This window comes from Chryseobacterium indologenes (genome assembly GCF_002025665.1).
Lineage (GTDB): Bacteria > Bacteroidota > Bacteroidia > Flavobacteriales > Weeksellaceae > Chryseobacterium > Chryseobacterium metallicongregator.
Genome location: NZ_CP018786.1, coordinates 1,136,937 through 1,159,065 on the forward strand (window position 1 = coordinate 1,136,937; position 22,129 = coordinate 1,159,065).

A 22,129-nucleotide genomic window follows, 5' to 3' on the forward strand; every position below is an offset into this window, starting at 1 on the left:
GACCTGCAGGAGTTCTGAGGATTGAATGCAGAGTAAAAAAAATAAAAAGATTATATGAAAATAGCATTAGTCGGTTACGGTAAAATGGGTAAGATCATTGATGAGATCGCACAGAAGAGAGGTCATGAAGTAGTTGCCCGTCTGAAGGAAACCCCAACTGCTGAGAATCTTAACAATCCGGACGTTGTGATTGAATTTTCACTACCGGAAGTTGCATTTGAAAACATCAAAGCTTGTCTTGAAAATAAAATTCCGGTGATCTGCGGAACAACAGGATGGCTTGATCAAAAAGCTGAAATTGAAAAACTGGCGGTAGATAACAATACTGCTTTCCTATATGGTTCTAACTTTAGTTTAGGCGTGAATTTATTCTTTGCTCTCAACGAAAAGTTGGCGGATCTGATGAAAAACGTTGATGAATATTCTTGCCAGCTGGAAGAAATTCACCACATCCATAAAAAAGATGCTCCAAGTGGAACAGCAATTTCCATTGCAGAAGGAATCATTCAAAACAATCCGAAATTCGATGCCTGGAAGCTGGAAGAAACAGAAGGCAAGCAGCTTGGAATTTTTGCGGTACGTGAAGACGAAGTTCCGGGAACACACAGCGTGTATTACAGAAGTGAAGTAGACGAAATCGAGATCAAACATACCGCTTTCAACAGAAACGGTTTTGCACTGGGAGCTGTAGTCGCTGCCGAGTGGATTAAAGATAAAAAAGGAAACTTCGCAATGAAAGACGTTTTGGGGCTTTAATTTGTAACAAATTCTGTAAATTGCAGACCAATAAGCAGAAAATGATGAATAGTGAATTGTAAACAGCGGATGCTTTTATCATTTATTACTCATCATTTTTATTATTTATATCATAAGAATAGGCACAAAAATTTATGAATTATTTTTTAACTTATACAGTATATGTCCTCATACTATCCATATTGATGGGGATTTCATCTTGGAAACTGTTCAAAAAAATGGGGTATAGCCCTTTATTTGCTTTTATCCCTTTCTACAACTATTTCATTATTCTTAAAGAAACAAAACATCCGAAATGGTGGGCAATCCTTTCTTATCTTCCGATAGTAGGGCCAATCATGATGTCTGTTTTCCACCTTTACTTAGTGAAGAAGTTTGGGAAAACTCTCTTCAAAGATCAGATTCTTACCGTGATTCTGCCGTTTATTTATATGGCGGTTATCAACTATTCTAAAGATGTAGAGTTAGAAGATGAAAATGCAAACGATCTGTTTCTTACAGACGAAGAGAAAAATGATAAGAAGAAAGATACATTCATTGGTTCTATTACCTTTGCTGTAGTCTTCGCTACTATTATTCACGTTTTTGTAACACAGCCTTTCGGGATCCCTACAGGATCTATGGAAAGAACATTATTGGTAGGTGACTTCCTTTTTGTAAACAAATGGAGCTACGGGTACAGACTTCCAATGCGTCCGGTAGCAATACCTTTCCTTCAGGGAACTATTATGGATACAGGACAGAAAGGTAATCCTAAAGATGATCCTAAATCTTATGTAGATGGAGTAAAGCTTCCTTACACAAGAATTTTACAATTCAATAAACCACAGAAAAATGATGTAGTTGTGTTCAACTATCCTCAGGATTCAGTACATACTGCTATTGACAGAAAAGATCCTTACGTAAAGAGATGTGTGGCTACAGCGGGAGATACTTTTGAAATGAGAGCCGGAAGACTTTTCGTGAACGGAAAGCCGGAGACTGTTTTAGGAGATCAGGAAGTACAGCACAGATACCTTGTAACAACGGATGCGCAATTAGATATCACTACTTTATATAAAGCTTATGGATTTTTACCAGTTCAGGAAGTGCAGCAGAATAACGGAGGTTTCCTTTATGGATTCCAGGGTTTAACGGATAAAACGGCTAAAGAAATTAAAGAACTTCCTCACGTTATTGATATGAAGGAAGAAGTTTCACCAAAAGGAGAAGCTGCAGTATATTACAGAGACGAAGCTAAAACTAAAATCGATACAACGCAATCCATTTTCCCAATAAACAAACCTTGGAATCAGGATTGGTACGGACCTGTCAGAATTCCTAAAAAAGGAGATGTAGTAGCGATCAATCAGGAGACACTTCCAATGTATCAATGGATTATTTCTGAATATGAACACAACAGTTTAGAGAAAAAGAACGGAAAGATCTTTATTAATGGTAAAGAAGCGAGTCAGTATACTATTCAGCAGGATTATTATATGATGATTGGTGACAACCGTGATGCTTCATTAGATGCAAGATTCTTTGGTTTCGTTCCGGAAGAAAATATTGTCGGAAAACCAATGTTTACCTGGATGAGTCTTCAGGGTGCATTCTCTGACAGCAGCTCTACTTATCAGGCACCATTTAAAATCCGTTGGGAAAGAATGTTTAAAGCTACCAACACAGGAGAAGCCAATAAAACTTCTTACTGGTGGGTTGCAGCGATGATCCTGATTTTATTCTTCGGATGGGAGTATTTCATGAAATTATTCGGAAAGAAAAAAACTGAAGACGAATAATAGAAAAATTAAACTTAAAATAGAATGAAGTATTTGAAAAAATACTTCATTTTTGCATTATGAATATGACGAATGTATTATTGCCGGCATTTTATATGCCCCCAATCTCATGGTTCTCAGTGTTTTTGAACCCTGAGAATGAAATTGTATTTGAACAGTTTGAAAACTTCCCGAAGCAGACATACAGAAACAGAGCCAATATTTACGGAGCTAACGGAAAATTGTCATTAATAATTCCTATCAACCATAACGGAAAAAGAGAATTTAAAGATGTTGAAATCTCTTACCGCGAAGACTGGAGAACACTTCACTGGAAATCTATTAAGACCGCATACCAGAGCTCTCCTTATTTCGAATATTATGAAGATAAGTTCAGAAAAATATTTGACCTTAAAGAAAAGTTTCTTCTGGATTTTAACCTTAAAGGAATAGAAGTAATCCAACAGATACTGAAAACAGAAAAGGCACACTCTTTGAATGAAGAATATATCAAAAATCCGGAGAGTATTAATTTCAGAGAAAAGTTTTCGGCAAAACTTCCTTCAGAATTTCAGATGGAAGAATATTACCAGACATTTTCTGATAAATTAGGATTTTTGGAAGATCTTTCGGTTCTTGACCTTATTTGTAATAAAGGCCCGGAATCATTGGTATATATAAAAAATATAAAACAATCATATTAGCATACAATCGCTTTTGATAAAATTTTCAGGATAAAAAACATGAAGGTGGCGATTGGAATATGTCTTTAAAAAATTAAATATCAACATATGAAAAAGGTATTATTAGCTGCAGTTTTTTTAGCAGGTTTTAGTTTCTCTTTTGCACAGGAATCTAAAGCTAAAAGTATTGATCCCAACGAAGATAAAGATTTGATGACATGGTATCATAAAGATTTTGCATCTTCAAAAGTATATGGAGTAAATACAGCAAATGCTTATAAATACTTGGAATCTAAAGGCCTGAAGCCTAAAACCGTAGTGGTGGGTGTATTAGACAGTGGAGTACAGGTAGATCACCCCGGATTGGTAAAGAACCTATGGTCAAACCCTAATGAAGTTCCTGGAAATGGTAAAGATGACGATGGAAACGGATATATTGATGACGTACACGGATGGAATTTTATAGGAGGTAAAAACGGTGATATTGATATCGATAACATGGAGGTAACGAGAGTAGTTGCCAAATATAAGCCTGTTTTCGAAGGAGATGATTCCACAAAGAATAAAGCCAACCAGGCTAAAATGAAGGAGGAGTTTGAGATGTACATGAAGGCCAAAGATATGTTCAATAAAAAAAGTATCGAGGCGAAACAAAATTTTCAGACCTATTCTATGTTGAATGAGCTGATTCCTAATATGGTAAAACTATTAGGAGGTAAGCCTGTAACCGCTGAAACTATTGCAGCTATCAAAGCTCCAACAGATCAGAGAGATGCTATTGCCCTGGATTTCTTAGGCCAGATTTCACAAAGCCCGGAATTCAAAGGAAAATCAGCAGAAGAATTTGAAAAAAAGATGAAGGAGGAAATGAAAGAAGCCATCGATCATTTTGCTCCTGCAGCAAAACAATATGACCTTTCATACGATCCGAGAAAAGAGATTGTAGGGGATAACTACGATGATTATTCTGAAAAAATCTATGGAAATAATCACTATGAAGGACCGGATGCAGAACATGGAACTCACGTAGCAGGTATTATTGCCGGACTTCCGCAAGGAAAAGAAGTTCAGTACGGAGTCGCTTCCAAAGTGGCTAAGATCATGTCTGTTAGAACAGTGCCTAATGGTGATGAAAGAGATAAAGATGTTGCTAATGCGATCAGATATGCAGTAGATAACGGAGCAAAAGTATTAAATATGAGCTTTGGAAAACCTGTTTCTCCTGGTAAAAATGTGGTTTGGGATGCTTTCAAATATGCTGAAGATAAAGGAGTTCTTTTAGTAAAGGCTGCAGGTAACGAAAATGAAGATGTAGCAGAGCATCTGGCATATCCTACCAACTTTAAAAACGTTACGGACGAAAAACCGTTTGTAAGTAATGTTCTTGTGGTAGGTGCAAGTACCAATAAAAACAATGCGCTGAGAGCAGATTTTTCTAATTACAATAAAAAGATGGTGAACGTTTTTGCTCCTGGAGAAGAAATCTATTCTACCGTTCCTAAAAACGAATATAAATATCTTCAGGGTACTTCTATGGCTTCACCTGTTGTAGCCGGAGGAGCAGCTGTTTTACTGGCTTATATGCCGGACCTGAAACCTTATCAGATCATTGAAGCTCTTGTGAAAAGCAGCAATCCAAGTACAGCAGATGGGTTTGGAGACCAATCTCAGGCTGGTGGAGTTATAGACCTTAAAAAAGCTGCAGAATATGCGTATACGAATTTCTACAAAGGGAAACCTTCAGGCACTGTCAAGCCTTCGAAATCCGTAAAAAAGGCTGTTAAAAAATAATTTATCTCCCTCTGTTTAAGGAGAAACCATAAAGAGTCCGAATTTTTTCGGACTTTTTATTTTTTATTTTAAATTTTGGCACGGTTTTTTGTAACTTTATAGTAACAAAATAATAAACAACAAAATGAAAAAGTTACTACTTGCAGGGATGTTGGGAACATCACTTTTTGCAGTTTCGTGTTCCTCTGTTAACAAAGCAGCTACATCTCAAAATCAAAGAGCCGACTTCCTTAAAATGAAAGGAGACTGGCAGATTGTGAGCATAGATTATGATAAAGGTTATAAAATTAAACCTTTTGACGAAGGTGCAGACGCACAGTGCTTCGTAGGAAGTCACTGGAGATTGATTCCTAATAACTGGACAGGAGCGTATACTTTAAACGGTGGTGGAGATTGCCCGGCAATTACACAACCTATCAAATTTGAAGTAAAAGGCGGTAATACGTTTATGTTTAAAAAAATTGCTACAGGTACAAAAGCAAAACAAAATACAGCTGGTTACAGCCTTACAATGATCAATCAGACTACAGATCAGTTTTCACTTGAGCAAGATGTTCCTTTTGAAGGAGGTAATGTAAAAGTAGTTTACAACTTCCAAAGAACAGGAATGAAATAATTTATCAACATAAAAGATCAAAAAAATGAAATTTACAAAAACATACGTAGGAGCCCTTTTCTTGTCATCAGCATTATTATTGACAAGCTGTGAAGCGGTTCAGAATTCAAATCACCAACAAAGAGGTACAGCAGTAGGTGTTGCTTCAGGAGCAGTACTTGGAGGTATCCTTGGAAATAATGTAGGTAAAGGAGGAAACGGTGCTATCGGAGCTGTATTAGGAGGTATTATCGGTGGTGTTGCAGGTAACGTTATCGGTAACAAAATGGATAAGCAGGCTAAAGATATTAAAGAAACTTTACCAGGAGCTCAGGTAGAAAGAGTAGGAGATGGTATTAAAGTAACCATGAATGAAAGTATTGTTAACTTCGCTTTCGACTCTTCAAACCTTACTTCTGTAGCACAGACAAACCTTGATAAATTAGCTGAAGTACTGGTTAACAATCCAGATACCAATATCAACATCTATGGTCACACAGACAGCAAAGGTTCGGATGAGTACAATCTTAAACTTTCTCAAAGAAGAGCAGACGCTGTGAAAGCATATTTATCAGGAAAAGGAATTGCATCAAGCAGAATGTTTACAAAAGGTGAAGGTGAAGCAATGCCTGTAGCAAGCAATGATACCGATGAAGGAAGAGCTAAAAACAGAAGAGTAGAGTTTGCTATTACTGCCAATGAAAAAATGATTAACGACGCCAAACAAGGCCAATAGTTAATTTAATATATAAATATTTTCGTAAAAGACCGCCCCGGCGGTTTTTTTTGTATTTTTATGCTAGAAATTTTGAATTTATTATTTTTGTATTTGAAATAACATAAATGAAGAAATATTTAAAGCTGCTCCGTGTGGAGCAATGGGTGAAAAACCTTTTTGTATTTGTCCCTCTGTTCTTTTCAGGTAATATTACCAATATAGATCTGCTTCTCAAAAGCATTTTTGCATTTGTTATATTTTCCCTTGCAGCAAGTGTGGTCTATATCCTGAATGATTATAATGATATTGAAGCAGACAGAAAGCACCCGGAAAAAAGAAGAAGACCATTAGCAAGCGGAGCTATTTCAAAATCAAAAGCGATAGGAATTCTTATAAGCCTCATCGTGGTTGATATAGTTCTTGTATTTTTTACTCAACTTTATTTCCATGAATTTCTTTGGAAATTTGCAATCATCATAGGGTTTTATGTGGTGATGAATCTTGCCTATACTTTCAGGCTGAAGCATGTTCCTATCATTGATATCTTTATCATTGCCATAGGATTCGTATTGCGTGTACTGGCTGGAGGTTATATTACCGGAATCAGTATCTCACAATGGGCGATCCTGTTGACGTTTGTATTGGCTTTGGTACTGGCTATAGGAAAAAGAAGGGGAGAACTTATCAATGCCCAGGTTTCAGGAAAAACAAGAAAGGCACTGGATGGATATAATGTTCAGTTTGCAGATATTGCTTTATCCATTTCTATTACACTGGCTATTGTTTGCTACCTGATGTTTACCCTTTCTCCCGAAGTTCAGGAGAGATTTCACGAAAGAGTTTTTTATACTGTAATTTTCGTTGTTTTCGCGTTGTTAAGATATCTTCAGCAGACACTGGTTTATAACAGAACGGAATCTCCTACAAAAATTGTATACAGAGACCGTTACATACAGGTTACTTTATTACTTTGGGTAGTGGCATTTTTAATTCAAATTTATTTTAAGAAATGAAACCGAATTTCATACAGAAAGTTACAAACTGGGGAAATTTCCCAATAGTAGAGAAGGAAATGAGATCTGAGGACAGTTTCAGAAGAATAAAAGAATTTGTACTCAGTCACAACGAGGTTATTGCGAGAGGAAACGGGAGATGCTATGGAGATGCTTCGTTGGGAGAATCTATATTTTCAACTAAAAAATTAAATAAATTCATCAATTTTGACCGATTGAACGGAATCATAGAATGTGAATCCGGAGTACTGCTTTCAGATGTACTGGAGATAGCGGTTCCACAGGGATATTTTCTATACGTTACTCCAGGGACAAAATTTGTATCAGTAGGAGGAGCTATAGCTTCCGATGTTCATGGAAAAAACCATCACGCAGAAGGATGTTTTTCAGAATATGTGATCGAGTTTAAGTTAATGACTGAGAAAGGTGAAATTATTACCTGTTCCAGAGAAGAGAATGCAGAAAAGTTCTGGGCTACCATTGGAGGAATGGGACTTACAGGAATTATTCTTACCGCAAAATTTAAACTCAAAAATATAGAGTCTGCATACATTCGTCAGGAAAGTATAAAAGCAGACAATCTTGATGAGATATTTAAGCTCTTTGATGAAAGTGAAAACTGGACCTACACTGTTGCATGGATTGATTGTCTTCAGAAAGGAAAAAATATCGGAAGAAGTATTCTCATGAGAGGAGAACATGCGTTTCAGCATGAACTTCCCCAGAGTTTTTCAAAAACACCTTTAAGACTAAAGAAAAAATTACAACCTACCGTTCCTTTTTATTTTCCGGGATTTGTACTGAATGCCTTTACCGTAAAAATATTCAACTGGCTGTACTATAAAAAACAGTCTAAAAAAGAAGTGAAAAACTTTATCGACTATGAGACGTTTTTCTATCCTTTGGATGCCATCACAGATTGGAATAAAATCTACGGTAAATCCGGTTTTATACAGTATCAGATGGTAATTCCTAAAGAAGCAGGAAAAGAAGGAATGAAAAGAATTCTTGAAACGATTGCCAAAAGCGGGAACGGTTCATTCTTAGCGGTTTTAAAACTTTTTGGAAAAAACAATCCCCAGGCCTACAACTCATTCCCTGTGGAAGGGTATACGTTGGCTCTTGATTTTAAAGTTAATTCAAAACTGAAAAAACTGGTAGATCAGCTGGATGCTATTGTTCAGGAGTTTGGAGGAAGAATTTATCTTACCAAAGACAGCATGAGCAGATCATCCCTTACCAATTACCTGAAAAATATTCAAAATCCTAAATTTGTGTCTTTACAGCACAAAAGAATCATAAATAATAACTCATAATGATAGTTCTGGGAAGTACATCTGAAGTGGCACAGGCTTTTGTGGAAAAGGCACTTCAGGAAGGAGAGAAGTTTGAAAAAATCTATCTTTTTACCTCAAATAAAGAAACTACAGAGCGTTTTGCAAGACACCTCGATGTGAAGTTTCTACAACAGGCGGAAGTCATTGAACTGGATCTGACTAAAGAAATTGATTACAATAGATTTGATAATATCAATTCAAATGTATTATTTTGTGCCGTAGGATATTTAGGAGAAGGAACCGAAGAAGGATTGTATGATAACAGAAATACAGAACGTATCATTGATATCAATTATTCAAAACTGGTTCCTGTGATAAATTATTTTGCTCATAAGTTTGAAAGCAGAAGATCCGGAACGATTATCGGGCTTTCATCTGTGGCAGGAGACCGGGGAAGGCAGAGCAATTTTATCTATGGAAGTGCAAAAGCAGCTTTTACTGCTTATCTGAGTGGGTTGAGAAACTACCTTTTTGAAAAAAAAGTACACGTTCTTACCATAAAACCGGGGTTTATGGAAACTAAAATGACAGAAGGTCTGCCTTTAAATCCGAAACTGACAGCAAGTCCCAAACAGGCTGCTTCCTGTATTTACAATGCCTTCAAAAAGAGGAGAAATGTGGCATATGTTTTGCCGGTTTGGAGTATTATTATGATGATTATCAGGAATATCCCTGAGTTTATATTCAAGAAATTAAAGCTTTAAAAAATGAAAAAATTGTATTGTTTTGATTTTGACGGAACCCTTACCTATAAAGATACAATGTTTATGTATCTTAAATTTTACGATTCTACAAAATATCGTATACAATTTTTAAGACATGTACCTCTCTTTATTCTGCTGAAGCTGAAACTTGCTGAAACAGAAAAAGTGAAAAAAAGCTTTATAGGCTCTATTTTAAGAGGCCAGACTCAGGAAAAAATTGAACAGAAATCTAAACAGTTTTTTGAACACCATTATCCTAAAATAGTGAGGGAAAATGCATTAGACTTTATAAAAAATATCGATAGGAATAATACACAAAGTTTATTGGTAACCGCTTCATTAGATATCTGGGTGAAACCTTTCGCTGATGAGCTGAAAATGGAACTTGTTTCTACGCGGGCAGAGTTTAAGAACGGAGTTTTCACAGGAAATTTTGTAGGAAAAAACTGTAACGGGAAAGAAAAACTGGTAAGAATTAAAGAAGAAATTAACGATTCTAAATACGATAAGATTATTGCATTTGGTGATACTTCAGGAGATCGGCCAATGTTGAAATGGGCAAATGAGGGACATTACCAATTTTTTCACTAATTTTGGGAGATAAAATTGTAAAAAATGAAAAGCCTGTTAATCGCATGTGCAGCAATTTTCATGAGCTGTGCAAGCACTTCATCTCAGAAGTCTTCTCCTGCGCAGGGAAATGCTGAACTTATTGTCTCTGAATCCCAGGGAGGAGCAGATACTCCCGGCTTTAGAATTATTAAGGAAGAAAAAGATTTCCGCAATATTATCAGCGGAAGTTTTGGTATTTCAGAAATAGGAAAAGAATCTTATATCAAATATCCGCAGTTTCCGAAAAATAAAAAAGTCGTTTTATACAATTTGGGAACCTTCAGATCAGGGAGCCACAAAATTGAAGAGATTAAAAGTATATCTGTGAAAAATCAGATTCTGTATGTAGAAGTTCCGGCTGGAGAACCTTCCGGTGGAATGGAAATTCAGGTGATCTCAAGCCCTTGGTTTATATTTACTGTTCCCACAGATTATAAATTTACCTCTGTAGAATTAAAATATTCAAAATAATAATGGATAAAGTATATTTAGATAATGCCGCAACCACTCCGCTTGCAGAAGAAGTTATAGATGCAATGGTTGGCACTATGAAAATGAATTTCGGAAACCCGTCTTCAACACACAGTTTTGGTCAGGAAGCAAAAATCCTTATTGAAAATGTAAGACGACAGGTTGCAGACTATCTTCATGTAACTCCTGCTGAAATCATTTTTACGTCCTGTGGTACCGAATCAAATAATATGATCATCAAATCCTCGGTAGAACACCTTGGAGTAGAAAGAATCATCAGTTCTCCTCTGGAACATAAATGCGTTTCTGAAAGTATTCTGGATATGAAAAGCAGAAAAGGAGTAGAAGTAAACTACATCCGCCCGAATGAAAAAGGAGATATTGATCTTGCTAAATTAGAAGAACTTTTAAAAGCTTCAGATAAAAAAACATTGGTTAGCTTAATGCATGCCAACAACGAAATTGGGAATATCATCAACCTTAAACAGGTTGCCCAGCTGTGCAAAGAACACCATGCACTTTTCCACTCAGATACGGTACAGACAATGGCTCATATGAACCTTGACTTCTCTGATATTCCTGTAGATTTTGCATCCTGCAGTGCCCATAAATTTCATGGTCCAAAAGGAGCTGGATTTGCGTTTATCAGAAAAGCAACAGGTTTAAAAGGAATTATTACCGGAGGACCTCAGGAAAGAAGCCTTAGAGCAGGAACTGAAAATGTTTGTGGTATCGTAGGATTAGGAAAAGCATTAGAACTTTCTCTGAATCATATCGAGGAATATACCAACCATATGCAGAGTATAAAGGATTATGCAATTGAAAGACTTTCTGCCGAAATAGAAGGAATTAAATTCAATGGAAGAAGTGCTGAAAAGGAAAACAGTCTTTATACAGTTTTAAGTGCTTTATTACCTTATAAAAATCCACTGATAGGACTTCAATTAGATATGAAAGGGATTGCTATCTCTCAGGGAAGTGCATGCTCATCAGGAGCCTCAAAACCTTCAATGGTAATGATGATGGTACTTTCTGAGGACGAAATGGATCATTGTACTCCATTACGTATCTCGTTCAGCCATATGACGACCAAAGCGGAGATTGATACATTGGTCAATGCATTAAAGGAAATTTCAAGCGATTACACTATAGAAAAAACTAATGTTGAGCATAGATAGGCTTGTGCTCTAAAAAGCGTAATTTTGAACATCCAATAAAGGATTAAAAGAAAAATAATATTAATTAAAATAAAAGAAACAAAAATGGCTTTAGAAATTACAGACAGCTCATTTCAGGATACGGTTTTAAAATCAGACAAACCGGTATTAGTAGACTTCTGGGCAGTATGGTGCGGACCTTGTAGAACTTTAGGACCAATCATCGAAGAAGTAGCATCAGATTTTGAAGGTAAAGCAGTAGTTGGAAAAGTAGATGTAGACAACAACCAGGAGATTTCTATGCAGTATGGTATCAGAAATATTCCTACAGTTCTTATTTTTAAGAATGGAGAAGTAGTAGATAAATTAGTAGGTGTAGCTCCAAAAGAGGTAATTGCTGAAAAATTAAGCGCTCACTTATAAAAAAAATAAGTTTGATAATGAACGCCTTCCAGTATTGGAAGGCATTTTTTTTGAAAAAATTTGCAGATAACAAAAAAAGTTGTAATTTTGCAACCACGAAAAAGAAACGACGTTCTTTCAAATAATGATCCGGTAGTTCAGCTGGTTAGAATGCCGCCCTGTCACGGCGGAGGTCGCGGGTTCGAGTCCCGTCCGGATCGCAGAGTTTTCTCAATTTCTTTAAAAAAAATTGATCCGGTAGTTCAGCTGGTTAGAATGCCGCCCTGTCACGGCGGAGGTCGCGGGTTCGAGTCCCGTCCGGATCGCAGAAGTTTTCTCAATTTCTTTTAAAAAAAATTGATCCGGTAGTTCAGCTGGTTAGAATGCCGCCCTGTCACGGCGGAGGTCGCGGGTTCGAGTCCCGTCCGGATCGCAGAAGTTTTCTCAATTTCTTTTAAAAAATTGATCCGGTAGTTCAGCTGGTTAGAATGCCGCCCTGTCACGGCGGAGGTCGCGGGTTCGAGTCCCGTCCGGATCGCAACTGCGATATCAAAGTAGTCAAAATACTGTAAAATTTATATTTTACAGTATTTTTTTTTGAGAGTATGCGTATGAATTTTAGGTCAAAATATCTTGGCACTATTGATTTATATTTTGAATAAAAATTAACGTATGCTATTAAAAATATTAATAATAATTATTATCTTCGCTCGATAATAAAAACCACCAATTGTTGAAATAATGAAAAAGATACTTTAGGTTTATTTGTGTATGGGGAATGTTTTTAAAATCAGGGAGTTAAGGTATATACCCAGGTGGTCGGTTTTTCTTATTGATATTTCTGTCATTTTTTTTTCAATTTTAGTTTCATATTTTCTTCTGAATAGTCTGGAGGTAAAACTCAATTTTATTAAGTATCAAAAGGAAAAAATATTTTCAGTGGTGCTTATTAATATTCTGTGTATAGTTCTGTTCAAAACGTATGCGGGAATTATCAGACATTCTACTTTTTTTGATTTTTTTAAAATTGTATGGTCTTCAGGCAGTGCTCTTATTGTTTTGCTGGGACTGAATTTTATGTCAGAACTGATATTGGGTAAACCAGTATTTTTATACCCTGTTCTTTTTTTATTTTTCTTTATCTCCATTTTTTTGATGTTCTTTTTCAGAATGGCAATCAAAGAGCTTTTCGGTGTCTTAATAGATTCTAAGGATACTCCATCCAAAGCTAGAATTGCTATTGTTGGGGTAGAGGATACTTCCGTGTCATTAGCAAAGGCTATTATTCACAATCCCGATCATCCCTATCAGCTGGCAGGATTTCTTAGTGCAAGATCGGATTCTAAAAAAGCAAGGTTGCTTGGCCATAAAATTTATAGTAAAAAACAATTTCTTAGGAGCGATACTTTGAAAGAACAATTTGATGCGGTTTTAATCAAAGATGTGATGACAAAGCGAGAGATAGAAGAATGGACTAGCTTTGCATTGGATAAAGGGTTGAAAGTATTAAAAGTACCCGTAACCAATATCATAAAAGAGGATGATAAGGTGAGAAGCATCCGTCCTCTTCAGATTGAAGATTTACTGAATCGTCCGACAATTAAAATAGAAAACAATGAGGTAAGATGTTTTCATGTTAATAAAAATATTCTGGTAACCGGAGGAGCCGGGTCTATAGGAAGTGAGATTGTAAGACAGGTTGCTCAGCTAAATTCATCATTGATTGTTGTCGTAGATCAGGCTGAGTCTCCTTTATATGAATTGCAGCTTGACTTATTAGAAAAGTTCCCAAACCAAAGGTTCAAATTTATACTGGCTGATATTTCAAACTATTCCAGAATGGAAAAATTGTTTGATGATTATCAGTTTTCAATAGTTTATCATGCGGCAGCCTACAAGCACGTACCATTAATAGAAGATAATCCGCATGAAGCTATTTTTGTCAACATTGGGGGAACTAAAAATGTAGCACTCTTATCGAAAAAATATAATGTAAATCGTTTTGTGATGGTGTCTACAGACAAAGCTGTAAATCCCACCAACGTAATGGGAGCATCTAAAAGAGCTGCTGAACTTTTTGTACAGTCTCTACAAAATTCTTCGGAGAATACAACAAAATTTATTACAACGCGTTTTGGAAATGTATTAGGTTCCAATGGCTCAGTGATACCGCATTTCAAAAAACAAATTGAAAAAGGAGGTCCGGTAACGATTACTCATCCCGATATCATTCGTTATTTTATGACGATTCCTGAAGCGTGCGAACTGGTACTTCAGGCAGGAACAATGGGGCAGGGAGGAGAGATTTATGTTTTTGATATGGGTAAACCAGTTAAAATTCTGGATTTAGCGGAAAGAATGATCAAATTATCAGGATATACTCCGGGTATCGATATTAAAATTGATTTTATTGGGTTAAGACCTGGCGAAAAACTGTATGAAGAACTTTTAACAGATAATTCTACGACTATTCCTACCCATCATGAGAAAATTATGATATCCAGAGATCCATTGATGAAGTTTGAAGATATAGATATTTTGTGCAAGCAAATCATTCTTTCAGCAATGAATAAAGATAGTTTGCAGATTGTGAGAATATTAAAAATAATTGTCCCGGAATTTAAAAGCAATAATTCTGAATTTGAAATTCTTGACAAAATATCTGAACATAAAGCATATGAATGAAATTAAAGAATAAAATACATAAAAAAACTAATATAAAATAATAATTTTGCTATTTTAATTCCAAACGGAATGAAAATTGCTAGAGAAAGAATTAATTTAAATATAAAGATTAAAATACCTCTCACATTCGTAAATTTCTTATAAATATGGAATACTTATGTGGTTAGTTTTCTTCCTATTAGGTATCTTAAATTAAATTCAGATAGATTTTAAATAATAGCACAAGTAGACTTAGAATAAACAACATATGAATAAAAAGATTATTACATATATAACATTGTTATCGGTTATTTTGTTATCATGCAGACCGAAGCAGAATATGGTATATATGTCGAAACATAATATGGAAGAGGAAGTTGCGAAAGCAAAATTTCAGGGCTTACATATTCAGGAAGGAGATGTACTTCTAATTCTTGTATCTGCACTCGATGAAATTGCTGTAAAGCCTTTTAACCTTAATACTGCAAACAAAGTAGGGAGCGACAGTGGTAGAGGAATTAACCAATACGTAGAACCAAGTCAATACCTTGTAAATGAAGAAGGCTATATCTCTTTTCCGGTTTTAGGAAATGTATATACTAAAGGAATGACACAGGTACAGCTAAAACAGGAACTGGAATCACGTCTTAAGAGATATCTAACAGATCCATTAGTGACTATTACCCTTAAAAACTTCAATGTAAGTATTTTAGGAGAGGTAAAACAACCAGGACAGAAAGAAAGTCTCTCCCAGAAAATCAATATTTTTCAAGCACTTGGACTTGCAGGTGATATGACGGATTTCGGAGACCGCACCAATGTAAAACTTATCCGCACAGGAGAAGATGGTGCTGACCAGGTGGTTAATGTTGACCTTACAAGATCTGATATTGTGAGTTCGCCGTACTATTATATGAAACAAAACGACATATTATATGTACAGCCGGACAAAAATAAGCAGGTTCAGGCTAACTCAAATCCGAACAGAGCTCTTACATTCCAGATTATTGGTGCTTTACTTACAGCGGGTACACTTATTATTGCTTTAACTCGAAAATAAAATATGCAGCAGATAGAATTTCAGGAAAGTGAAGAATCTTTGAATTTAAGAAAGATCATTGGGAAATATTTAGTAAAATGGCCTTGGTTTATAGCATCTGTCTTATTATTTGTTATTATAGCCTTTATATATCTAAGATATGCTGTACCTCAATATGAATCGACTACTACTTTAAAATTTGATAAAAAACAGTCTGATTTAACAGGAGCATTAATTGATCTTGATAACTTAGGACTTGGTTTAGGAAACGCAGATGAACTTAAAAGTGAAGTGGCTGTGGTAAGCTCCAGACCAATCCTTATGAAAGTTGTTGAAAATCTAAATCTTAATATACAATATTATAATTCGGGTGAGATAAGGGATTCAGAATTATTTATCAAAGTACCAATTGTTGCAAAAATTATTTCTTATAAGAATACCAAAAAATTTGTTTCTTCCCAATATATGGTAAAAGAAGTGAACGGAAACGAATTTGTTTTGGAAGATAAGGAAAACAAAAAAGTAAAGGGAACTTTCGATAAAAATCTAGTTCTTGATTTTGGAACTGTAATTCTTCAAAAAGTTCCGGGTCTTACCTTTAAAGATAAATATAAAATTGTCTTCTGGAATCCTATAGAGAAGGTGAAATCTTTGGAAAAAAAGATCCAGGTTGATCTTCCGGATCAAAAGGCTATGCTTATGGACATTAAGATCGTAGGAACTGTTCCTGAAAAATCAGAGGCTATTCTTAATGAGGTAACCAAACAGTATAATCTGGATGGGCTAAGAGATAAAAACTTACAAGCTCAAAATACTCAGGAGTTTATCGACAAACGATTAGAGGTTATTTCACGAGATCTTTCCGGAGTGGAGAATCAGAAAGAAGATTTCCAGAACCGTAACCGAATCGTAGACTTACAGGCGCAGGCACAGCTGGCGCTTCAGAATACAAACGATAACACAAAACAATTTCTTCTGCAACAAACCCAGCTGGATCTTCTTAACTCTCTTCAAAATGAAGCTTCAAAAGGAGATAATCAGCTTATGCCTTCTAATTTAGGACTTAATCCTTCTTTGGAACAGGCTATTTTACAGTATAATAATCTTGTTATCACTAGAAATAAAACTTTGAAGCAGGCAACGAATGAGAACCCTGCAGTGATAGAAATGAATAAAGAAATTTCTTCACTAAAAGAAATTGTAAGAGATAACATCCGTCAGCAAAAAGCAACTGTTCAGGCTTCTATCGCACAGATAAACAGCCAGATTTCTGCCAGCACAGGCATGATTGAAAAGGTTCCCGGACAGTCAAAAATCTATAGAGGTATCGAACGTCAGCAGAATCTTAAAGAACAGCTTTTCCTTTTCCTTTTACAGAAAAGAGAAGAAAATGCAATTAATCTTTCGGTAAATGTTCCGAAAGCTAAAATTGTAAACCCTGCTTATACTGATGATATTCCGGTTTCACCTAAAAAAAATATTATTCTTTTAGCAGCGGCTTTATTAGGATTAATGTTACCGTTGGGAGTATTCTATCTTTTCTTTATGTGGGATGATAAAATCTACAGCCGAACAGATATTACGGAAAATTCGCCACTTGGAGTGTTAGCAGATATACCATCGTTGAAGGACAATCAGAATCATTTGGTACAGAGAAATGATTTCTCCGAATTGGCGGAATCGTTTAGAATACTGGTTTCCAACCTGAAATTTCTACTTCCTAAGAAAGATTCGGCGAAAGTCATACTGGTAACTTCTTCAGTGAAAGGAGAAGGTAAAACACTGGTTTCAGTGAATCTTGCTCTGACATTGGGAAGCAAAAACGGAAGATCATTACTAATTGGTTCGGATGTTAGAAATCCACAGATACAGAGATATGATGATGAGCGTGTTAAGAATGCAGGTCTTACGGAATATTTATACGATGAAACAACAGATGTAGAAGATCTTATACATACTTCCGATACCAATCCTGAATGTGATGTAATTTATGCGGGATCTATTCCTCCAAACCCCCAAGAGCTTCTTTCCAACGGTCGTTATCAGAATCTTATCAGTGAAATGTCGTCCCGTTACGAATATATTGTGATCGATTCTGCTCCACTGATGCTTGTTTCAGATACATTGAGTATTTCTGACACAGCAGACGCTTCTTTATACGTTGTGAGATCGGGAGTGTCAAGGAAAATATTAATAGATTTCGCAAATAAACTGGTTAAAGAATCAAAAATATCAAACGTCTCTTTTGTAATCAATGATGTTTCTAAAAATGTTGGTGGTTATGGGTATGGATACAACTATGGCTACGGTTACGGATATACCACTGATAAGGAGAAAAACTGGTGGCAAAAGCTTTTCAATAAATAATCAATTTATCTTCAAAATATACATTAAATAAAGTAAGAACATCACATATAATATGAATATACAGAATAAAATTGGGGTAATCGGATTGGGGTATGTTGGATTACCTCTGGCCCGTTTATTTGCAACAAAATACGCGGTAGTTGGTTTTGATATCAATCAAGCCAGAATTGCAGAACTTAATAGTGGAAAAGATTCTACTTTGGAGGTAGAAGATGACGTATTGCAGCCGGTTTTAGTAAAAGAGAATCCCTTTTCAAGCTCATCAAAAGGATTATTTTGCTCATCTAACCTAGAAGATATTAAAGATGCTAACATCTATATCGTAACTGTTCCTACACCGGTAGACAAACATAACCGTCCAGATCTAACGCCTTTATACAAAGCGTCTGAAACAGTGGGAAAAGTATTGAAAAAAGGGGATATTGTTATTTATGAATCTACTGTTTATCCCGGCGTTACAGAAGAGGAATGTATTCCTGTGCTGGAAAAAGTTTCAGGACTGAAGTTTAACGAAGATTTTTTTGCAGGATATTCTCCTGAAAGAATCAACCCGGGAGATAAAGAACGTACTGTAGAGAAGATTTTAAAAGTAACTTCAGGTTCTACACCAGAAATTGGTGAAAAAGTAGACGAATTATATAAATCTGTAATTGCAGCAGGTACACATTTGGCACCAACCATCAAAGTAGCCGAAGCATCAAAAGTGATCGAAAACTCACAGCGTGATATCAATATTGCTTTTGTGAATGAGCTTGCAAAGATATTTAATCTCTTGAATATCGATACACATGCCGTTTTGGAAGCTGCAGGAACAAAATGGAATTTCCTGAAATTCAAGCCCGGTTTAGTAGGAGGGCACTGCATCGGGGTAGATCCTTTCTATCTTGCCCAAAAAGCGCAGGATGTAGGATATTATTCTGAGCTTATCCTTACAGCAAGAAGATTGAACGATTCTATGGGGCAATTTGTAGCCTCCGAGGTTGTAAAAACGATGATTAAGAAAAGAATCAACATTCCTGATGCCAAAGTGCTGAATCTTGGGATCACATTTAAGGAAAACTGTCCGGATGTAAGAAATACAAAAGCAGCAGATGTTATCAAAGCACTGGAAGACTATTCTATCGAAGTTACAACATACGATCCGTGGGCAAATCCGGAAGAAGTAATGCACGAATATGGTATAGGATCTACAAGTTCTCTGGAAGATGTGAATGAAAAATTTGATGCAGTTGTTCTCACTGTTTCTCATAATGAGTTCCTGAATATTGATCTTTCTCGTTATCTGAAGGAAGGAGGAATTGTATATGATGTTAAAGGAATTTTAGAGAAATACGATAATCGTTTATAAAAAAAGTAGAAAATGAAAATAGCAGTAGTAGGAACAGGATATGTAGGTTTGTCTAATGCCGTCTTATTGGCCCAACATAATGAAGTTGTAGCTTTAGATATTGTTCAGGAAAGAGTAGAATTGCTTAATTCTAAAAAATCTCCTATTGAAGATGAAGAGATTAACATGTTTCTAAGTACTAAACCACTTAATTTCAAAGCCACTTTAGATAAAAAAGAAGCTTACGATAAAGCTGAATATATTATTGTTGCTACACCCACAGATTATGACCCTACTACTAACTATTTCAACACAAGCAGTGTTGAAAATGTAATAAAGGAAATTGCAGAGTATAATTCTGATGCTGTAATTATTATTAAATCTACAGTTCCGGTGGGTTATACCGCAGAGTTAAAAAGCAGAATGCAGCTAGATAATGTGGTGTTTTCTCCTGAATTTTTGAGAGAAGGTAAAGCTTTGTATGATAATTTATATCCTTCCAGAATTATTGTTGGGGAGCAAAGCGAGCGAGCAAGGATTTTTGCAGAATTACTGAAAGAAGGAGCGGTAAAAAAGGATATTCCTGTTTTGTTTACTAATCCTACCGAAGCAGAAGCAATTAAATTGTTTTCAAATACCTACTTGGCATTGCGAGTTGCCTATTTTAATGAATTAGACAGCTATGCGCAGATCCATGAACTGGATACCCGCCAGATTGTAGAAGGTGTTGGTCTGGACCCAAGAATTGGTTCGCATTATAATAATCCTTCTTTTGGATACGGAGGATACTGCTTGCCTAAGGATACCAAACAGCTTTTGGCAAATTATAATGCAGTTCCCAATAATATTATTCAGGCAATTGTAGATGCCAACAGAACCCGTAAGGATTTTATAGCAGATTCTGTACTAGCAAAAAAACCAAAAAAGGTAGGAGTTTACCGTCTTATCATGAAAGCAGGCTCCGACAACTTCAGAGCATCTGCCATACAGGGAGTAATGAAAAGAATTAAAGCTAAGGGAGTGGAAGTGGAAGTGTTTGAACCTGCTCTTAATGAGGAGTTTTTTTTCAGTTCCAAAGTGGTAAAAGATTTAGAGCTTTTCAAAAAAGAATGCGATGTCATTATTTCTAATCGTAATGCGTCTGAACTTGCTGATGTACAGGAAAAAGTGTATACAAGGGATCTATTTGGTAATGATTAAAAGTAAATAAATTGTCAAGTACAAAAAAGATCGCAAAAAATACAATATTACTCTACATAAGGATGATAATCAATATGGCTATCTCCTTATATACTTCAAGGATTATTTTACAGAAGTTAGGTGTAGAGGATTTTGGGATATATAATTTAGTAGCTGGAGTAGTTGTATTATTTTCTTTTTTAAATAATGCCATGACAAGTGCTACTCAACGATTCTTAAATATTGAACTGGCTTCAAATATTAAAGAAAAAGTTAATAGAGTTTTTTGTATGAGTCTCAATATTCATATAATTATCTCAATTATTGTATTGATTTTGTCTGAGACTATTGGATTGTGGTTTTTAAATTACAAATTAAATATACCTGCTAACCGGCTTAATGCTGCAAATTTTGTATTTCAGTTTTCTATTATTACAACAATAATCAATATCATTAGAATACCCTTCAATGCTACCATATTGGCGAATGAAAGAATGTCATTCTATGCCTATTTGGGTATAGTGGAGACTGTACTAAAACTAGCTATTGTATTTTTATTATCGCTTTTTGTTGAATATGATCAGCTCATAGTTTATTCATTTTTGTTATTACTGGTCAACCTTATAGTGAATATAATTTATAAAATTTATTGCTATAAAAACTTTAAGGAAGAAACTGCTTACCACTATTTTTCTGACAAAAAACTGTTCAGAGAATTATTATCCTTTTCTGGTTGGAGTTTATTCGGGCAAGTTGCCGTTTTAAGTTCAACACAAGGATTGAATATGATTATGAATATATTCATCGGTGTTACTGTAAATGCAGCCTTAGGTATTGCGAATCAGGTAAACAGTGTTTTGTATAGTTTTGTTTCAAATATGCAGGTAGCATTTAATCCACAAATTACGCAAAGTTATGCCTCAAATGATTTAGAAACACATAAAAAATTAGTGTTAAATACTTCGAAATATTCAGTATTTCTATTTTTAATTTTATCAGTACCGATTTTATTACATACAGAATTTATTTTAAAACTATGGCTTGGTGTTAATTTACCTCAATATCTTGTAAGCTTCACTCAAATAGTTATAATAGGCTCTATTATTAATGCTATAGTGGGACCATTCTGGATGTCTGCTAATGCCATTGGAAATATCAGAAATTATCAATTAGGGGTTTCATTGATATTATTATTAAATCTTCCACTGGCATATATATTTTTAAAGTTAGGTTTTTCTCCTGTATACATTATGAGTTTAAATGTTATTTTAAATTTATGCACATTCGTATTTCGTTTTCTTTATGTTAATTATAAATTGAAATATGATTTGCAAGATGTACTGCTTTATTTAAAACAGACATTCTTAGTTATTTTCTCTTGTTTTGTTCTGATATGGCTCATCAAAAAAGTAGAGGTTAACAGCTACTTCTTTGCAATATCTTCAACCATTGGTTCTGAGATTATTTTGTTTGTATTAATTATTCTTATTGGTATTAAGCGGGAAGAGTATTTACAGTTTAAGAAAAAAATCATTAAAAAAATAAAGAAATAAA

At 35.2% G+C, this 22,129-nt stretch carries 19 protein-coding genes and 4 tRNA genes; all 23 read left to right on the forward strand.

Features of this window, described 5'->3' with window-relative positions; genetic code table 11:
* Nucleotides 1-54: 54 nt before the first annotated feature.
* The 23 genes from dapB to BUE84_RS05315 all read left to right on the forward strand — a co-directional run bounded on the left by dapB (nt 55) and on the right by BUE84_RS05315 (nt 22,128).
* Nucleotides 55-756, forward strand: a complete 702-nt coding sequence (gene dapB, locus BUE84_RS05205) for a 4-hydroxy-tetrahydrodipicolinate reductase (RefSeq protein WP_079240770.1) — start codon at nt 55-57, stop codon at nt 754-756.
* 134 nt (nt 757-890) lie between these two features.
* Nucleotides 891-2,537, forward strand: coding sequence for a signal peptidase I (lepB, locus tag BUE84_RS05210; protein ID WP_079240771.1), 1,647 nt, complete (start codon nt 891-893; stop codon nt 2,535-2,537).
* A 59-nt stretch (nt 2,538-2,596) separates the two neighbouring features.
* The gene (locus BUE84_RS05215; RefSeq protein ID WP_185103729.1) at nt 2,597-3,220 is read left to right on the forward strand and encodes a WbqC family protein; all 624 of its coding nucleotides are present in this window, start codon (nt 2,597-2,599) and stop codon (nt 3,218-3,220) included.
* 87 nt (nt 3,221-3,307) lie between these two features.
* The gene (locus BUE84_RS05220) at nt 3,308-4,990 is read left to right on the forward strand and encodes a S8 family serine peptidase (RefSeq protein WP_079240772.1); all 1,683 of its coding nucleotides are present in this window, start codon (nt 3,308-3,310) and stop codon (nt 4,988-4,990) included.
* A gap of 124 nt (nt 4,991-5,114) precedes the next feature.
* The gene (locus tag BUE84_RS05225) at nt 5,115-5,606 is read left to right on the forward strand and encodes a lipocalin family protein (RefSeq protein WP_034697462.1); all 492 of its coding nucleotides are present in this window, start codon (nt 5,115-5,117) and stop codon (nt 5,604-5,606) included.
* Between the two features lie 25 nt (nt 5,607-5,631).
* The gene (locus BUE84_RS05230) at nt 5,632-6,321 is read left to right on the forward strand and encodes an OmpA family protein (RefSeq protein WP_034697463.1); all 690 of its coding nucleotides are present in this window, start codon (nt 5,632-5,634) and stop codon (nt 6,319-6,321) included.
* 107 nt (nt 6,322-6,428) lie between these two features.
* Nucleotides 6,429-7,316, forward strand: a complete 888-nt coding sequence (locus tag BUE84_RS05235) for a decaprenyl-phosphate phosphoribosyltransferase (protein WP_079240773.1) — start codon at nt 6,429-6,431, stop codon at nt 7,314-7,316.
* Nucleotides 7,313-8,632, forward strand: coding sequence for an FAD-binding oxidoreductase (locus BUE84_RS05240; protein ID WP_079240774.1), 1,320 nt, complete (start codon nt 7,313-7,315; stop codon nt 8,630-8,632). The genes BUE84_RS05235 and BUE84_RS05240 overlap by 4 nt, the downstream gene beginning before the upstream one ends.
* Nucleotides 8,632-9,357, forward strand: a complete 726-nt coding sequence (locus BUE84_RS05245) for an SDR family NAD(P)-dependent oxidoreductase (protein ID WP_079240775.1) — start codon at nt 8,632-8,634, stop codon at nt 9,355-9,357. Before BUE84_RS05240 ends, BUE84_RS05245 begins: the two co-directional genes overlap by 1 nt.
* Nucleotides 9,358-9,360: 3 nt before the next feature.
* The gene (locus BUE84_RS05250) at nt 9,361-9,948 is read left to right on the forward strand and encodes an HAD-IB family hydrolase (RefSeq protein ID WP_079240776.1); all 588 of its coding nucleotides are present in this window, start codon (nt 9,361-9,363) and stop codon (nt 9,946-9,948) included.
* A gap of 24 nt (nt 9,949-9,972) precedes the next feature.
* The gene (locus BUE84_RS05255; protein ID WP_079240777.1) at nt 9,973-10,440 is read left to right on the forward strand and encodes a hypothetical protein; all 468 of its coding nucleotides are present in this window, start codon (nt 9,973-9,975) and stop codon (nt 10,438-10,440) included.
* 2 nt (nt 10,441-10,442) lie between these two features.
* The gene (locus tag BUE84_RS05260; RefSeq protein WP_079240778.1) at nt 10,443-11,618 is read left to right on the forward strand and encodes a cysteine desulfurase family protein; all 1,176 of its coding nucleotides are present in this window, start codon (nt 10,443-10,445) and stop codon (nt 11,616-11,618) included.
* Between the two features lie 84 nt (nt 11,619-11,702).
* Nucleotides 11,703-12,020, forward strand: coding sequence for a thioredoxin (gene trxA / locus BUE84_RS05265; protein WP_027374941.1), 318 nt, complete (start codon nt 11,703-11,705; stop codon nt 12,018-12,020).
* A gap of 126 nt (nt 12,021-12,146) precedes the next feature.
* Nucleotides 12,147-12,220 (forward strand) — tRNA-Asp (locus tag BUE84_RS05270).
* Nucleotides 12,221-12,251: 31 nt separating this feature from the next.
* Nucleotides 12,252-12,325, forward strand: a tRNA-Asp gene (locus tag BUE84_RS05275).
* Nucleotides 12,326-12,358: 33 nt separating this feature from the next.
* Nucleotides 12,359-12,432, forward strand: a tRNA-Asp gene (locus tag BUE84_RS05280).
* A gap of 31 nt (nt 12,433-12,463) precedes the next feature.
* Nucleotides 12,464-12,537 (forward strand) — tRNA-Asp (locus BUE84_RS05285).
* A gap of 233 nt (nt 12,538-12,770) precedes the next feature.
* Nucleotides 12,771-14,684 carry a polysaccharide biosynthesis protein gene (locus BUE84_RS05290; protein WP_079240779.1) on the forward strand — a complete coding sequence of 638 codons (1,914 nt, stop codon included), beginning with the start codon at nt 12,771-12,773 and terminating at the stop codon, nt 14,682-14,684.
* Nucleotides 14,685-15,012: 328 nt separating this feature from the next.
* Nucleotides 15,013-15,723, forward strand: a complete 711-nt coding sequence (locus tag BUE84_RS05295; RefSeq protein WP_238594364.1) for a polysaccharide biosynthesis/export family protein — start codon at nt 15,013-15,015, stop codon at nt 15,721-15,723.
* 3 nt (nt 15,724-15,726) lie between these two features.
* Nucleotides 15,727-18,069, forward strand: a complete 2,343-nt coding sequence (locus BUE84_RS05300) for a GumC family protein (RefSeq protein ID WP_079240781.1) — start codon at nt 15,727-15,729, stop codon at nt 18,067-18,069.
* A gap of 52 nt (nt 18,070-18,121) precedes the next feature.
* Nucleotides 18,122-19,417 (forward strand): nucleotide sugar dehydrogenase, encoded by a 1,296-nt coding sequence (locus BUE84_RS05305; protein WP_079240782.1) that lies wholly within the window; start codon nt 18,122-18,124, stop codon nt 19,415-19,417.
* 12 nt (nt 19,418-19,429) lie between these two features.
* The gene (locus BUE84_RS05310) at nt 19,430-20,596 is read left to right on the forward strand and encodes a nucleotide sugar dehydrogenase (protein WP_079240783.1); all 1,167 of its coding nucleotides are present in this window, start codon (nt 19,430-19,432) and stop codon (nt 20,594-20,596) included.
* A gap of 74 nt (nt 20,597-20,670) precedes the next feature.
* On the forward strand, nt 20,671-22,128 hold the full coding sequence (locus tag BUE84_RS05315) for a lipopolysaccharide biosynthesis protein (protein WP_238594365.1): 1,458 nt from the start codon (nt 20,671-20,673) through the stop codon (nt 22,126-22,128).
* Nucleotide 22,129: the final 1 nt, after the last annotated feature.